The 14,717-nt window shown below is 61.8% G+C and carries 17 protein-coding genes; 13 read left to right on the top strand and 4 right to left on the bottom strand.

Going from position 1 to position 14,717, the window contains the following annotated elements:
* Positions 1–161: 161 nt before the first annotated feature.
* Together SFY93_RS22925 and SFY93_RS22920 are read left to right on the top strand one after the other, a co-directional pair.
* A complete protein-coding gene (locus tag SFY93_RS22925; protein ID WP_320444723.1) occupies positions 162–617 on the top strand; it encodes a type II 3-dehydroquinate dehydratase in 456 nt (151 codons plus the stop codon).
* Entirely contained in the window at positions 614–1,543 is a 930-nt protein-coding gene (locus tag SFY93_RS22920) for a 2-hydroxyacid dehydrogenase (protein WP_320444722.1), read from the top strand. Before SFY93_RS22925 ends, SFY93_RS22920 begins: the two co-directional genes overlap by 4 nt.
* On the opposite strand, the gene SFY93_RS22915 is transcribed toward SFY93_RS22920, so the two are convergent.
* Positions 1,511–2,458 (bottom strand): LysR family transcriptional regulator, encoded by a 948-nt coding sequence (locus tag SFY93_RS22915; protein WP_320444721.1) that lies wholly within the window; start codon positions 2,456–2,458, stop codon positions 1,511–1,513. The two genes, SFY93_RS22920 and SFY93_RS22915, sit on opposite strands and share 33 nt — an antisense overlap.
* Positions 2,459–2,549: 91 nt before the next feature.
* Here SFY93_RS22915 and SFY93_RS22910 point away from each other — a divergent pair, with 91 nt between their 5' ends.
* From SFY93_RS22910 to SFY93_RS22880, 7 genes are all read left to right on the top strand, one after another.
* A complete protein-coding gene (locus SFY93_RS22910; protein WP_320444720.1) occupies positions 2,550–4,010 on the top strand; it encodes a 4-hydroxyphenylacetate 3-hydroxylase family protein in 1,461 nt (486 codons plus the stop codon).
* Positions 4,007–4,510: a flavin reductase family protein gene (locus tag SFY93_RS22905; RefSeq protein WP_320444719.1), complete on the top strand. Its 504-nt coding sequence runs from the start codon at positions 4,007–4,009 to the stop codon at positions 4,508–4,510. The genes SFY93_RS22910 and SFY93_RS22905 overlap by 4 nt, the downstream gene beginning before the upstream one ends.
* 11 nt (positions 4,511–4,521) lie before the next feature.
* Positions 4,522–4,932: a RidA family protein gene (locus SFY93_RS22900; RefSeq protein ID WP_092151745.1), complete on the top strand. Its 411-nt coding sequence runs from the start codon at positions 4,522–4,524 to the stop codon at positions 4,930–4,932.
* A 175-nt stretch (positions 4,933–5,107) separates the two neighbouring features.
* Positions 5,108–6,145 (top strand): ABC transporter substrate-binding protein, encoded by a 1,038-nt coding sequence (locus tag SFY93_RS22895; RefSeq protein WP_320444718.1) that lies wholly within the window; start codon positions 5,108–5,110, stop codon positions 6,143–6,145.
* Between the two features lie 78 nt (positions 6,146–6,223).
* Complete coding sequence (locus tag SFY93_RS22890; RefSeq protein ID WP_093762116.1) at positions 6,224–7,078, top strand: ABC transporter permease; 855 nt, start codon at positions 6,224–6,226, stop codon at positions 7,076–7,078.
* The gene (locus SFY93_RS22885) at positions 7,075–7,890 is read left to right on the top strand and encodes an ABC transporter permease (RefSeq protein WP_320444717.1); all 816 of its coding nucleotides are present in this window, start codon (positions 7,075–7,077) and stop codon (positions 7,888–7,890) included. The genes SFY93_RS22890 and SFY93_RS22885 overlap by 4 nt, the downstream gene beginning before the upstream one ends.
* Positions 7,874–9,022 carry an ABC transporter ATP-binding protein gene (locus SFY93_RS22880; protein WP_320444716.1) on the top strand — a complete coding sequence of 383 codons (1,149 nt, stop codon included), beginning with the start codon at positions 7,874–7,876 and terminating at the stop codon, positions 9,020–9,022. The genes SFY93_RS22885 and SFY93_RS22880 overlap by 17 nt, the downstream gene beginning before the upstream one ends.
* Positions 9,023–9,033: 11 nt before the next feature.
* Here the strand turns inward: SFY93_RS22880 and SFY93_RS22875 are convergent, their stop codons facing one another.
* Positions 9,034–9,687 carry a DUF1028 domain-containing protein gene (locus SFY93_RS22875; RefSeq protein WP_320444715.1) on the bottom strand — a complete coding sequence of 218 codons (654 nt, stop codon included), beginning with the start codon at positions 9,685–9,687 and terminating at the stop codon, positions 9,034–9,036.
* A 39-nt stretch (positions 9,688–9,726) separates the two neighbouring features.
* Between SFY93_RS22875 and argE the strand changes: the two genes are divergently transcribed.
* Genes argE through SFY93_RS22855 form a run of 4 tightly spaced genes read left to right on the top strand, consistent with a single transcriptional unit; the run spans position 9,727 to position 13,003 of the window.
* Entirely contained in the window at positions 9,727–10,905 is a 1,179-nt protein-coding gene (gene argE, locus SFY93_RS22870; protein ID WP_320444714.1) for an acetylornithine deacetylase, read from the top strand.
* Positions 10,902–11,912 carry an NAD(P)H-quinone oxidoreductase gene (locus SFY93_RS22865; RefSeq protein WP_320444713.1) on the top strand — a complete coding sequence of 337 codons (1,011 nt, stop codon included), beginning with the start codon at positions 10,902–10,904 and terminating at the stop codon, positions 11,910–11,912. Before argE ends, SFY93_RS22865 begins: the two co-directional genes overlap by 4 nt.
* A gap of 48 nt (positions 11,913–11,960) precedes the next feature.
* Positions 11,961–12,386 (top strand): GlcG/HbpS family heme-binding protein, encoded by a 426-nt coding sequence (locus SFY93_RS22860; protein WP_320444712.1) that lies wholly within the window; start codon positions 11,961–11,963, stop codon positions 12,384–12,386.
* An 8-nt stretch (positions 12,387–12,394) separates the two neighbouring features.
* Positions 12,395–13,003, top strand: a complete 609-nt coding sequence (locus SFY93_RS22855; protein ID WP_320447828.1) for a glutathione S-transferase — start codon at positions 12,395–12,397, stop codon at positions 13,001–13,003.
* Between the two features lie 8 nt (positions 13,004–13,011).
* On the opposite strand, the gene SFY93_RS22850 is transcribed toward SFY93_RS22855, so the two are convergent.
* Both SFY93_RS22850 and SFY93_RS22845 read right to left on the bottom strand, forming a co-directional pair.
* Positions 13,012–13,284 carry a hypothetical protein gene (locus SFY93_RS22850; RefSeq protein ID WP_320444711.1) on the bottom strand — a complete coding sequence of 91 codons (273 nt, stop codon included), beginning with the start codon at positions 13,282–13,284 and terminating at the stop codon, positions 13,012–13,014.
* 73 nt (positions 13,285–13,357) lie between these two features.
* A complete protein-coding gene (locus SFY93_RS22845; RefSeq protein WP_320444710.1) occupies positions 13,358–14,503 on the bottom strand; it encodes a GGDEF domain-containing protein in 1,146 nt (381 codons plus the stop codon).
* Between the last annotated feature and the right edge of the window lie 214 nt (positions 14,504–14,717).

Below are 14,717 nucleotides of genomic sequence, written 5' to 3'. Positions count from 1 at the left end.
TTGCGGATGCGCTGCGTCGATGCGTAGGTGCAGGCGTCCTGTTGGTGGAGGGATGAGCATCTGGGATCATCCGACGTCACTCGTTCGTTGGTATTTTCTCCCGGTTCGGTCTTGCCTCTCAAGAATACCCGATTGCCCTCCAGACAGATGAAAGCGCGGCCATGACGTCTCCAGTTGTCTATTTCCTCAATGGTCCCAATGCCAATCTTTATGGGCTGGACAAAAGCGGCACCTATGGCCGTGAAAGTTTCGTCTCGATCAAGAAGCGCTGCGAAGACCATGCAGTTTCGCTCGGCTTGACGGTCGACTTCCGCCAATCCAACCACGAAGGCGTTCTGGTTGACTGGATTCAGGAGGCGAGGGAGAAGGCCGAGGGGATCGTCATCAATGCCGCCGGTCTCACTTACTCGTCGGTACCGATCCTCGATGCGTTGCTCGCTTTCGAGGGGCCGATCATCGAGGCGCATATGAGTAATATCTGGAAGCGAGAGCCGTTTCGCCATCACTCCTATGTGTCGCGTGCTGCAACGGGAGTCATCGCCGGGCTCGGCGCGCTGGGCTATGAGCTGGCATTGACGGCGGTATCGCGTCTGATTGCCGAAAAGGCCGCGCAATGACATCGGAGGTGATGGCGTTCTACAGCGCCTTCGATGACTTCGAAACGTGGCGTGCAGCGCTCGCCGTAGAGGGGATTGATCTGCGTCAGGCAGATGATATCACCGATCCCACGCGCGTACGGCAGGCACTTGTCTGGAAGCCGCCGCATGGCTTCTTCGCGCGTTATCCAAATCTTGGCCTCGTCGTCAATCTCGGCGCAGGAGTCGATGCACTGGTCGGGCGTGACGATCTGCCTGAGGTGCTGATCACGCGCCTGTCCGATCCGAAGATGGCGCGGATGATGGCTGGCTATGTGTTGTTCGCGGTGATGCGCCATGCGCGCGACATTCCAGCCTTCGAGCGCGCTCAGCGCGAGCGCCGCTGGCACTATATCCATCCGCGCGATCCAGAGTCCATCACCGTCGGCATTCTCGGCCTTGGCGAACTCGGCCTGACCGCGGCGCTCGAATGCGCCCGGCAAGGCTATCGCGTGCGTGGCTGGTCCAACTCCTTGAAGTCGGTGGAGGGCATCGAGACATCGGCCGGTCTGTCCGCATTGCCGGATATCCTGGGCGATAGCGACATTCTCGTCTGTATGCTGCCGCAGACGCCACAGACGCGCGAGCTGCTGAATGCCGAGCGTCTGACACAAATGAAGCGCGGCGCGGTCTTCATCAATGCCTCAAGGGGCAGCATCGTCGATGAGCCGGCGCTGATCGAAGCGTTGCGCTCCGGCCACATCGCTGAAGCCACGCTGGATGTTTTCGCGACTGAGCCACTGTCTTCCGAGAGCCCACTCTGGGCGATGGAGAATGTTCTGATCACGCCGCATCTCGCATCGGTGGCGCTGCCGGGGTCGGCTGCGCGGCAGATCGGCGAGAATGTGCGCCGGCTGCGGTCCGGGCAGGAGCTGCTAAGCCGCGTCGATTCGCGCCGGGGCTATTGAGCCCGGCGCGAATTGGCCGCCAACGGCAAAGGCGTCGCGCGCGTAGTCGGCGAATGTCTGCACCGCCGGTCGCAGCGCGTGGCGTTTCAGACGCAGCGCCATCACATGCGTGGCCGGCAGTTTTTCGGTGATGGGAACCACGGCGACGCGGCTGCCGTCATAGCCGATGGTGGTGCGCGGCACGGCATTGTGGATCGAATATCCTTGGCCATTTCCGATCAGTCCGCGGATCAGCTCGAATGACCGGGTCCGGAAGGAAATGCGTGGCTCGATACCGGATGCCGTAAACAGGCTGGCGAAATAGTCGCGCGAATGCGGCAGGTCGAGCAGGATGAACGGCTCGTCGCGCATCTCGGTCAGGCTGATCGACGCCCGGTTTGCCAGAGGGTGATCCGCCGACAGCACGATATAGGGCGGCAGCTCGCAGAATTTCTCACCGACGATCTCGTCGGGAACGGCAAAGGAATAGGACAGCGCGAGTTCGGTCCGTCCAGAGACCAGCCCATCGATGATCTCCTGCTGGTCGCCTTCCTCAAGTTTTACCGAGATGCCCGGCTGGCGTTCGCGAAAGCCAGACAGCAGCCCTGGCATGAAGCGTGTGGCGAGGGTCGAAAAGCTGCCGACGACGATCTCGCCGTGCAGCGTGCTGCCAAGCGATTGGGCGCTCTGGGCAAAATCGCGCGCATGCGCGAGCAGCAGTCTCGCGTCGTTTACCAGCCGCTGGCCCGCGGGGGAGAGGGTCACGCCCTTGGCGAGATGGCGAATGAAGATCTGGACGCCGAGTTCGGCCTCCAGCTGGCTGAGAGCGGCCGAAATCGAGGGCTGTGACACGTTCAGGCGCTTGGCGGCTTCCGTCACGCTGCCCGCATCGGCCGTCTCAACCACGTAACGCAGGGCCCGGAGCGAGAACCTCATCGTGTTTTCCTATGCATCTCCAAACATAAAAATATTTTCCTTATGATAGGCCCTTCGGCACCCTGTCGTCCAGTCGAACAGGAGCCGATCAATGATCCGCACGGGTGAAGAATACAAACAGGGCATTCGCGATGGCCGCGAGGTCTGGATCGATGGCGAGCGCGTCAAGGACGTGACCACGCACCCGGCGCTGAAGCCGATCATCGACGTCAAGGCCCGCATGTATGACATGGCGCGTGAAGAGCGTTACGCCGCCGATCTCACTTACGTTGAAGACAACGAGACACATTCGGTCTTCTACAAGCCGCCGACGGAACAGAAGGACTGGCACGACAAGATCAGGGCCGTCGATCACGTGATGAAGGACATCGGCGGCGTGGTCACCCGCGTCGGCGACGAGACCATCGGCGAAATGTGGTCGCTGACCGATGGGCGCGATGTGCTGGCCGAGATTGATCCGCGCTTCGCCGCCAATATTGATCATCACATCCGTGCCGTGATCGAGAAGGACATCTTCCACGTCTCGGCCAATACCGATCCGAAGGGCGACCGTTCGCTGCCGCCGCAGCAGCAGGATCCGGACCTGATGGTTCACGTCACCCGTGAAACCGATGCCGGCATCATCATTCGCGGCGCGAAGTATGAGACCGCTGCGGCCTATGCCGATCAGGCCTATCTGAAGCCGACCGTCGGCGCCTGGGCCAATGAGAAGCTGTCCGACTATGCGGTGGGCTGCATCGTCAAGATGGGCGCGCCGGGCGTAAAACATATCTGCCGCGGCGGCTTCGCCAATCGCAGCAGCGCCAATGCCAAGGACTATCCGCTTGCAAATCGCTTCGATGAGGTCGAGGCGCTGGTGGTGTTCGACGACGTGCTGATCCCGTGGGAAGACGTGTTCTTCTATCGCCATACCCGCGCTGCGCAGTTCGTCCGTTCGACGCTGCATCGTTACTCGGCATTCCCTTATGTGCTGCGTCTCCTCTACACCGCCGATATGATGATCGGCGCGGCGATGTGGAACGCCAAGCAGACCGGTCTCGACAAGCTGCAGTCGGTGCGCGAGAAGCTCGCCGATCTAGTCTGCTACCGCGAAGGCATCAACGCGCATCTCACGGCCTCGATCGCCATGGCGGAGAAGAGCCCGGGCGGCCTTCTGATGCCGCAGCAGTCGATGCTCTATGCCGGCCGCGTGTTTGCCTGTTCGCAGCTCCCGGCGATGATGCATATCGCCCGCGAGCTGTGCGGCGGCCAGATCTGCATCACCCCGAATGCCGATGCGTTCGAGGTCGAGGGATCAGGCAAGTGGCTCAACAAGTTCTATTCCCTGAACGACCAGTGGCAGGCCGACGATCGCCGCAAGCTGCTCGCCTTTGCGCGCGATCTCTTGAACTCCGACTATGCCGGTCATCGCCTGACCTTCGTGCAATTCGCACAGGCGCCGCACTTCAATCATCTGGCGGCGGTCTATAACAGCTTCGACTTTGCGGGGCCGCTGGATTTCGTCAAGAAGTCGGCGGGTCTGTCAGATCGCATCGATGGAGCGAAGTCGTGAGCGCTGCGGCGCATCCCCTGGTCGAGGTCGATATCTTCCGCGACGCCATGCGGATGACGGCTTCGGGCGTGGCGGTGGTGACAACGGATGGCGAAGCGGGGCGCGCGGGTGTCACGGTGTCGTCGCTGTGTTCGCTCTCGATGGAGCCGCCATCGGTGGTGTTCAGCGTTCACCGCGATAATCGCCATCTCGAAAAGCTGCTCGCCAATGGCGTGTTCGTCGCCAACATTCTGTCCGATACGCAGGAGCGTGTTGCCAACAGCTTCGCCGGGTTGATCCCTGAACTGCGCGACAACCGTTTTCTTGCCGGTGACTGGTCGGAACTGCTCACCGGCGCGCCTGCGCTCGATGGCGCGTTGTGCAATTTCGATTGCCGCGTCGCCAGCGTGTTCGATTTCGGCTCGCATCGCATCGTCGCAGGTGAGGTGCTGAACGTTCGCAACCAAGCTTCGCTGCCCCTGATCTTTTCCGATCGCACATTCCGTCGTCTCGCCGCCTGAGGATCTGCTCCATGACCACTCATCAGCGTTTTCGCAAGTTCAACACCAAGGATGCGTATCCCGAGCAGTCGCTCGACAACGATGTCTGCATGGTCGTTCGCGCCAACAACACCGTTTATGTGCGCGGCCAGACGGCCATGGATCTCGACGGCAAGATTGTCGGTATCGGTGATGCCGCTGCGCAGACCGAGAATGCCATGACATGCGCCAAGGTGCTGCTTGAAGAGGCAGGCTCCAAGCTCGAGGACGTGGTGAAGATCGTCATCTACATCACCGATCGCGCCTATCGCGAGCCGGTCTATCGCGTTGTCGGCAAATGGCTGAAGGGCGTCTATCCGGTTTCGACGGGGATTATCGTGCAGGGCCTCGCCAAGCCTGAATACCTGATGGAAATCGACATCATCGCGGAAATTCCGGCGTAACGACGCGTCTTTCGCCGGCACTACAGAGATCAATCGGACGTTTGCGGCTTCATCCTTCGCATGATCGATGAGTGCGGATGCGCGCGCCCGTGCGGCGGAAATTCTTTAGGTAAATCAATCGTCTGGCACGATGCTTGCTTTTCTTTCTGGGTCATAATCCTTGTGAGGTTTCGAGATGAAGCGCGCCTTGAAGTTTACTGCATTGATGTTGCTGTCGACGCTCGCGATTGGCGGGCAGGCATCCGCCCAGGAGAAGCTGGTGGTCAGCACCTGGGGTGGAAGTTTCCGCGATCTGATCGATGAAGCGATCGCCAAGAAGTTCACTGCCGAGACCGGCGTGAAGGTCGAATACATCACCGGCGGCACGATCGATCGCCTCAATCAGGCCAAGCTCGCTGCTGCCAAGCCCGAGAGCGACGTTACCTTCACGACGGCTCATGTCGGCTGGCTCTATGCCAACGACAATCTGTTCGAGAAGCTCGACATGGCGAAGATCCCGAATGCGAGCCATCTGGTGGAGCAGGCCAAGATCAGCCCGTATCACATCGGCGCCTGGGCCTATGTCTACACCATCGGCTATCTGCCCGATCAGTTGCCCAAGGGCGTCAGCTTCGAGAGCTGGGAAGGCCTGTGGAATCCTGCGCTCAAGGGCATGATCTCGTCGCCCGATTTCGATCCGAGCCATGTGATGGTCGTTGCAGCCAAGCTCTCTGGCGGCGACGCATCGAATTGGGAAGTCGGCGAAGCCAAGATGAAGGCGCTGAAGCCGAACTACAAGGCGTTCTACACCAACGATGCCAACAGCCAGCAGCTGTTTGCCACGGGTGAGACGCCGGTGCAGGTCGTGCTGTCGATGAACGCCTATTACATGCAGGCCCAGGGCGTGCCGATCAAGCTGGCGATTCCGAAGGAAGGCGCCGTGCTCGGCGTCGATACCATGGGCATCACCAAGGGCTCGACCAAGGCGGAGCTGGCCTACAAGTTCATCAACACCGTGCTCGATCCGGAAGTGCAGGCGAAGATCGCCGAACTGAAGAAGGGCAGCCCGGTGGTCGATAACGCCAAGGTCAAGCCCGAGATCGCAGCACTGCCGGGCGTGTTCACGACCGCGGATCAGTGGGCGAAGCAGACGCTGGTGATCGACGCCAAGCTGCGTGCCGAGAAGACCGGCACCTGGCGCAAGTGGTTCACCGAGAACATCATGGCTCCGTAAAAGAGTTCTAGCCGCGATCCGGCTGATACCGCCGGATCGCGGTCCATGACGTCACGTTCGCCCACCTCGAGTTTGTCCATGAACACACGTCCATTTCTGGGATGGTTTGTCTCGCCGGCCGGCCTCGTTGCTGTGGGCCTGATCGCGGCGATGCTGGCTGTCTTTCAGTACAGCGTGCGGGCCTATATTCCCGGAACGCTCGAAGTCGGCGGGTTCACCTGGGCCAATTTCGAAGCCATGCTGCGGCCGCTTTACGCCCTGGCATTCTGGAATACGGTGCTGATCTGTTTCGAGACGGCGGTGTTCACGCTGCTTCTTGCCTATCCGCTAGCCTATGCGTTGACGCGCACCAACAGCTCTGCGTTGCGCTCCTTCATCCTGATCGTGTCGGTCACGCCGCTGTTTCTCGGCGAGGTGGTGCGGACCTATTCCTGGATGATCGTGCTTGGCAATAACGGCTTCCTGAACACGCTGCTGCTCAAGCTCGGCCTGGTGGATCGCCCGTTACGCATGATGTTCACCTCGGGTGGTGTGATAGCGGCGCTGGTGCATGTGACCATGCCGATCATGGTCATCATGCTGGCCGCCGCGCTGTCGCATATCGACCGCAATTACGAGAAGGCCGCTGAAAGTCTCGGCGCGGGTCCGATCCGCATCTTCATGACCATCACGCTGCCGCTGTCGATGCCCGGCATCGTTGCCGGCTTCTCGACCGCCTTTGCCTGGACCTTCAGCGCCTTTGCGACGCCGCAACTGATCGGTGGCGGCCGTGTCGCCACCGTATCGACGCTGATCTATCAGCTCGGCTTCTCGTCGTTCAATTTTCCTTTCGCCGCCAGCCTCTCCATCATTGGCCTCGCATTGTCGCTGGCCGTGATCGCGCTGCTGAAGAAAGCCGCGAGTCCGCTCGAACGTATGGCGGGCACGACATGAGACGCTCACCTGCAACCCTTGCGCTGCGCTGGTCGGGCCGCGTCCTCGTTGCCGCCATTCTCCTCTTCGTGCTGCTGCCCGGCGTTGTCGTTGCAATCTCGGCCTTCAACGACCGTGCGATCCTGCAGTTTCCGCCGCAGTCCTGGTCGCTGCGCTGGTTCTACCGCGCCTTCTCTTATGCCGATTTCGCCAGGGGATTCTGGAATGGCCTGACCGTGACGGTGTGGGCATCGAGCATCGCGGTGGTTGTTGGTTCAGCCTTCGCTTTCGCGATTCACCGCTACAAATTCGCACTCAGGGATTTTCTCGAAGGCATTCTGCTGTCGCCGCTGATCATCCCGCATTACACCGTCGGCCTTGGCATTCTCATCCTTGCCTCGCAGACGGGGATCGGCCGCGGCTTTCCGCTCGTGATCTTCGCCCATGTGGTGATGGTGCTGCCCTTCGTGATGCGCAGTACTTACATCTCACTGGAAAATCTCGACACGCGCCTGGAACTGGCCGCGTCCAGTCTCGGTGCCACGCCGCTGCGGATCCTGTTCACGGTGACGATCCCGCTGCTGATTCCAGGCCTGCTGAGCGGCTGGCTGTTCGCCGCGATCCTGTCCTTCAACGAATTCACGGCGACTTTGTTCGTCAGCAGCCAGGCCACGCAGACGCTGCCGGTCGCCATGTATAATTATGTCCGCGAATTCGCGGACCCCACGCTGGCCGCGCTGTCGGTCATCTACATCGTCGTGACGGCGACTTTGCTCACGATCGCCAATTCCTTCCTGGGCCTCGGGAAAATCCTGAATGTTGATGCGCACTGATCCAATGACGGCACCCACGCCAGCCGCGGCGAGCGACAAGATCCGCCCGGCGGTGCAGCTCGACGGCGTCACCAAGCGCTTCGGCGATTCCATGGCGCTGCATGAGGCCTGGCTGAAGATCCGGCCGAGCGAGTTCATGACCCTGCTGGGCCCGTCCGGCTGTGGAAAGACGACGCTGCTCAATCTCGTTGCCGGCTTCCTCGAAGCCGACAATGGCGAGATATTCATCGATGGCGATCTGGTCACCGAGACGCCGGCGCATATGCGTGAGATCGGCATCGTGTTCCAGAACTATGCGCTGTTCCCGCATATGAGCGTCGCCAAGAACGTCGCTTACGGATTGAAGACCCGCGGCGTCGAGAAGAGGGAGATCGCGCGCCGCGTCGACGAAGCGCTGGCGCTGGTCAAGCTCACAGGTTTTGCCGATCGCAAGCCTAAACAACTTTCCGGCGGCCAGCAGCAGCGCGTTGCGCTTGCGCGGGCGCTGGTGATCAAGCCGAAGGTGCTGCTGCTCGACGAGCCGTTCTCGGCGCTCGACAAAAATCTTCGCGGCTCGATGCAGGTCGAGCTCAAGCAGATCCAGCGCGAGCTCGGCGTCACCACGATCTTTGTGACGCATGATCAGGGTGAGGCGCTGTCGATGTCGGATCGTATCGCGGTGATGTCGGCCGGGCGCATCCGCCAGATCGCGGCACCCGACGATATCTATCGCCGTCCGGCGGATCGCTTCGTCGCGTCCTTCGTGGGCGACGCCAATATCCTCAACGGGCGTCTTGTCGAGAAGCGCGGCGATGTCGCGGTTGTCTCGGTCGGCGACATCAGTGCCGAAGTTCCTGCGGCGCCGATTGCCGCGCTCTCGATCGGCGATGCCGTCGAGGTCTTTGTGCGGCCGGAGCATCTCGCCGTCACGGCGCGCGGCACTTCGGGATCGCTGCCCGGCACTGTGACGACGCAGGTGTTTCAGGGCGGCCATGTCGATCTCTATATCGAGGTGCCGGGCAGCGCGCGCGAGCGCATCTTGCTGCGTTCGCCCGGCATTGCGGCACTGTTGTCATGTCCGGTCGGAGCCGAGATCGGATTGACCATCGGCTCCGACGATATCGTGGCGTTTCCGCCAGGCGAGGCGGCGTGAGGCTGTCGCGTCTAGAACGACGGCGCGGCGCCCGGATTCATCGCGCGCGCGACATAGTCCTTCTGCTGCGGCCGATAGCGCTCCCACAGCGCGCGGAGTTCACCGATCGGGGCGTCGTGCCAGTCGACACGCAGGTCGACCACCGGCCAATCGAACATGTGGGCAACATGCAGGCCCGCGGCATGTTCGTCGTCGGTCTCGCCGCCGGCATCGAGGCCGGCTTCCAGCGCCGACATCAGCCGCTCCGCCAGCGGCTGGCCTGCTGTCGCCTCGAACCGCGCGATCATCACGCGCGGCACTTTTTCATCGACCAGCAGATTGCCCATCGCGAGACAACCATTGCCCTGCGCAATGCCAACGATCGGCAGCGCCTGCGCGCCGGAATGCCACGCCACCTGACCGTAGCGATCGATCACACCCACCTGCCGCCACGCCAGTTGCGGTGTCCCTTGCGTCAAGTTGCCGAGCACAGCGCCTGCGCCGAGGCCCTGACGCAGCAGCGCAAGACCGGCCGGGCCGAGTGCCGGGTCAGTGACGTTCTGCGACACCACGAGACCCAGAGGTCCCACCCAGGCGCAGCGCGCCGGCACGGCAATCGAGGACGACGTGATGGCAATGCCGAACGCGCCGGTCTCCGGACAACGTGCCGAGATGGAATAGGTCATCGTGATGCTCCCGCAATCGTAAAAGTATTTGGAGTATAGATGATCGAGAGAATAGCTCAAATACTTTGCGAGCTGATCAGTATTGAAAGTATAAGTTCGAATTCGAATCTCGATGTCATCACCTATATCGAGAAGATACTTGCGTCGTCCGGCGTGCCCGCACGGCGCGTGCCGTCGCCCGATGGACGCAAGGCGTCGTTGCTCGCAACTATTGGTCCGGCAGATCGCTCCGGCCTTGTTCTCTCGGCGCATACGGATGTCGTGCCGGTGGAAGGGCAGGCGTGGACCGTGCCGCCATTCGCAGGCGTCATCCGCGATCAGCGTGTCTATGGTCGCGGCGCGACCGACATGAAGGGCTTTCTCGCCGTCGTTCTCGCAAGCGTGCCGCGGTTGAAGGACGCGGCAACTGCCGCGCCCGTGCATCTTGCGTTTTCCTATGACGAGGAAGTCGGATGCCGCGGCGCGCCGGATCTGGTGCGCGCGCTGATGCAATCTGTTGCACCACCAGCACTCGCCATCATCGGTGAGCCAACTACGATGCGCGTCGTTCGCGCGCACAAGGGCAAGGTCGCGCGTCGCCTGATCGTCACCGGTCGCACCGGTCATTCGGCGATGCCGCATCGTGCGGCCAATGCGGTCGATGCGGGCGTTGCGATCGCGCATGCGCTGCGCGGTCTGGCCGATGAAGAAATCGCGCGCGGCGGCGATGCGGCATTCGATCCGCCATACACGACCATTCACGTTGGCTCGCTGCATGGCGGCAGTATGGTCAATCTGGTGCCGGAACGGGCCGTGCTGGAATACGAGATACGCACCATGCCGGGCCGTGACGCGGGCGAGATTCTTGCGCGGGTCGATGAGGTGGTTGCGCGCGAGCGCGATCGGTTGCGCGCCAATGCGCCGGAGGCTGACATCGTCTCCGAGGAACTGTCGGCCTATCCCGGGCTCGATACTGCTGCCGATGCCGCCATGACGCGTCTGGTCGCAGGAATGGCAGGCGATACGCAATCCGCAACCACAGTCGCCTTCGGCACCGAGGCCGGCCTCTACGCAGAGGCGGGGATCCCGACGCTGGTCTGCGGACCCGGCGATATGGCGCGGGGGCACAAAGCCGACGAGTGGATCGGCTTCGACGAACTCGCGGCTGCGAACGCGATGATGGACAGGCTGGCGGATTTGCTGCGTCGGCCGAGTGAAGAGTGGATACGCGTATCATGAAGAACGAAGTGTCGACGATCATGTCGACCATGCAGGCGATCATCGCAACGCAGGCAGGCGGTCCTGACGTTCTGACCCAAGTCGAACGACCGGTGCCGGTGCCCGGTCCCGACGAAGTGTTGATCGAGGTCGCGGCCGCAGGCGTCAATCGCCCGGACCTGATGCAGCGAAGCGGTGCCGTGCCGCTGCCGCCGGGTGTCACTGACGTGCTCGGTCTCGAAGTCGCTGGCCGCGTGGTCGGCGGCGACGCTGCGTTGCAGGGGCAGGCGGTGATGGCCCTCGTGAAGGGCGGCGGTTATGCGCGCTATTGCATCGCCAAGGCGTCGCATTGTCTTGCGGTGCCCGAGGGGCTGACGATGGAGCAGGCGGCGGCATTGCCCGAAGCGCTGTTCACCGTCTGGCACAATCTGTTCGAACGCGGCCGGTTGTCGAAGGGCGAGACCGTGCTGGTGCATGGCGGTGCCAGTGGTATCGGCACCATTGCTATCCGCATGGCCATCGCCCGCGGCACGACGCCAATCGTCACGGTCGGCAGCGGTGCCAAGAAGGAGGCGGTGGAAGCCCTCGGCGCCATCGCCATCAACTATCGTACCGACGACTTCGTTGTCGCAGTGCGCGACGCCACAAGCGGGCGGGGCGTCGATGTCGTGCTCGATATCGTCGGCGGTTCCTATGTCGCGCGCAATCTCGATGCGCTGGCACCCGGCGGACGGCACGTCAGCCTGTCCTTCATGGAAGGCGGCGTGGTGCCGATCGATCTCGGACTGGTGATGCGGAAGGGATTGTATTTGACGTCGTCGACACTGCGGCCGAAGTCCGACGAGGAGAAGACCGCAATCGCTGCCGCGCTCCGTGCCGAGGTGCTGCCGCTGGTGGCATCTGGCGAGTTGAGGCCGCTGATCTGGCGCGAGTTGCCCCTCGGGGAGGCAGCGCAGGCTCATCGCATTCTGGAAGCCAATGAAAACATCGGCAAAGTTCTGTTGCTGTCGGCAGGCGCTGCGTCATGAGCGGCCATGTCGAGCGTAAGGGCCGCATATCGATACAGGAGCAGTCCCATGGCGACGACTAAACCCTCTCTCAAGCTGACACATGAAGGCGCGCTCAAAGCGCTGGCTGGCGCCATCGCCAAGGCGGAAGAGTTGGGCGTGGCACAGAACATCACGATCGTCGATGACGGCGGCAATCTTCTGGCCTTCGTCCGGATGGACGGCGCCAAATTGCTGTCGCGGGAAACATCGATGTCCAAGGCCATCACGGCCGCATCGCATAGGCAGCCGACCTCTCGTCTCAATCCCGCCGACGAGATCAAGCTTGCCATCGCGGGCGGGGGGCGGCTTACCAATCTCGAAGGCGGATTGCCGATCGTGATTGCAGGCCAATGCGTCGGCGCGGTCGGCGTCGGGTCGGGCACCGGCGCGCAGGATGTCGAAGTCGCGCGTGCCGCGCTGGCCGCCATCGACGCGGAGGATCAGAAGCCATGATTGACAAGATCGAACTGTTCTACGCGCCGACATCGCCCTATGTGCGCAAGGTGATGGCCTGTGCGATCGAGCTCGGGATCGCCGATCGTATCGTGAAGCTGCCCAGCGCCGCGCATCCGCTCAAGCGGGACGCGCGGATCGCAAGTTTCAACCCGCTGGCCAAGGTGCCCGCGGCGAAGCTGGCGGATGGCACGCTGCTGTTCGACAGCCGGGTGATTTGCGAATATCTCGACGACCTCGGACACGGTTCGCTGTTTCCGCGCGGCGCCGAGCGCTGGCAGGTGCTCACCGAGCAGGCGCTCGGAGATGGCTTGCTCGATGCGGCGCTGCTCACGCGCTATGAAAATACCTGCCGTAGCGACGAGATCAGATCGGCGGAGTGGATCGATGGTCAGATGACCAAGATCGCTGCGGCGCTAGACCAGATGGAAAACGACGTCGCAGTGTTTGGCACCCGCATCACCGTCGGCAGCCTCACCATCGCCTGTGCGCTCGGCTATCTGGATTTCCGTTTCGCATCATTCGACTGGCGCAGCTCGCGGCCGGCCCTGACCGACTGGTTCGCAACCGTGTCGGAGCGGCCGTCACTACGAGGTACGTTTCCGGCCGAGGGGTAATTCTGTCGTCAGCTTTCAGCCTCGACCCAGTTCAGCGTCATCCGCATCGCATGGCTGTGCCGGGCTTCGATCAACCACTGTTCTTCGCGATAGCAGATCGAGCGCAGCAGGCTCTCGATGGCGAAGGAGGCGAAGAACCGCGGCGTGATTTGCTCGACCTCGATGGGGCCGAGCGGAAAAGCGACGATCGACGCCGCCTTGAGGTGGCTGTCGTTGGGACGTGGTTCTGAGGCGCGCAGCAGATTGAGCGCCTCTATGGCAATGGTTTTCTGACCGGGCATCGGGGCATTCTGCCGAAAAACCTTACGCTGCCAGCCAGTGCTTAATTTTTCGTGGAACCGGGCGTCGCGCGGCTCAGGCGGCCAGATGAAAATCAGAAATCTGTACGCGATTTCGGCCTGCCGCCTTGGCTTGGTAAAGCGCAGCATCTGCTCGGCTAAGCAATGCCTGCAGTGTTTCAGGCTCGGCTGACCGGATCGCGATTCCCACGCTGACCGTGGCGTGGATAACACCGGCGGAAGTCGGGAACGTCTTTGTCTCCAGCGTTGATCGGATGCGCTCGGCGACAGCGGCCGCCGCTTTTGGGCTCGACGCGGCTAGGACAATGCAGAATTCCTCGCCGCCCAGACGCGCGGCAACGTCTTCGGCGCGAATGTTCGAGAAGATCACTTCAGCAAAGGCCCGCAGCACGCGGTCGCCGGCGGCGTGGCCGAACCGATCGTTGATCGTCTTGAAGTGATCGAGATCCATCACCAGAATTGCGGTGTTGGATGCTGTCTCCGTTACCTTTTCGCCAAACAGCGCGCGCCGATTGAGCAGGCCGGTCAAAGGATCGGTCATGGCATCGGATTTATGCCGGTTCGACGTCCGGATCTGGTTGATTGTCAGTGACAGCGCACCGATCCCGGTCAGACCGACGATCACCATCAGTGAATTGAACTGTTCTGCCCAATTCATCGGTCGATCGGTCAGCACGAATTGCCCGGTACGCAAAAGTTCGGCACCGCAAGCCACGAACGATGCGGCCGTGACGAGATAGAGTAGCGCATTTGCGACCATCAGCAGCGGTGCTTCGGCGCGCGCGTGCCAATATTGCGCAGCCGAGAGCGCAACGAGAAGGCCCGTGCCAAAATTCGCGGCCATCGTGCCGGTGCCGGTGTAACCAAGCGCAAAGCCGATGATCATCGGAACGAGCCCTGCAGTGGTGACGAGGGCGGCGCGGATCCAATGGGCCTGGTTCGAGCAAAATTGCGTGGTGCCCGCATAGATCACCCCGAAGCCGACAAGCAGCAATATGAATGCAGCGAGCTGTAGCCTCGAATCATACTGTTCGAAGCCTGCATAGATGATGACGGCAACGACCGTGGTCGCGAGACCGATCGACCAAGTCAGCAGATAGGTCTCGGATCGCGCGACGAGCCAGGTGGCGAGCAATGTGAGCGCGAGCGCCGCGCTCGAGAGTCCGATCGCTGCGAAGATGGAGGACTGATCTAGCAACATGATGTCCGAACGCGGTGTAATTTATTTGATGCGCAATAAGCAGCACCCACTTACCACCGATCGCGGTCGGGGCCACCCATTTTGTATGGTGAGCAAAGCGTTACCAGACCGATGGAAGGGATGTCCGGAGATCGTCGTAAGACCGTTTTTTGCAACGATTTGCGCCGGAACGAGACGCAGCGACCGGCGTTTTCCTGCAGGGCGTTACAGAGGG

The sequence above is a fragment of the Tardiphaga sp. 42S5 genome, assembly GCF_034044155.1.
Classification (GTDB): domain Bacteria; phylum Pseudomonadota; class Alphaproteobacteria; order Rhizobiales; family Xanthobacteraceae; genus Tardiphaga; species Tardiphaga robiniae.
This window is presented reverse-complemented; position numbering and strand designations above follow the sequence as displayed.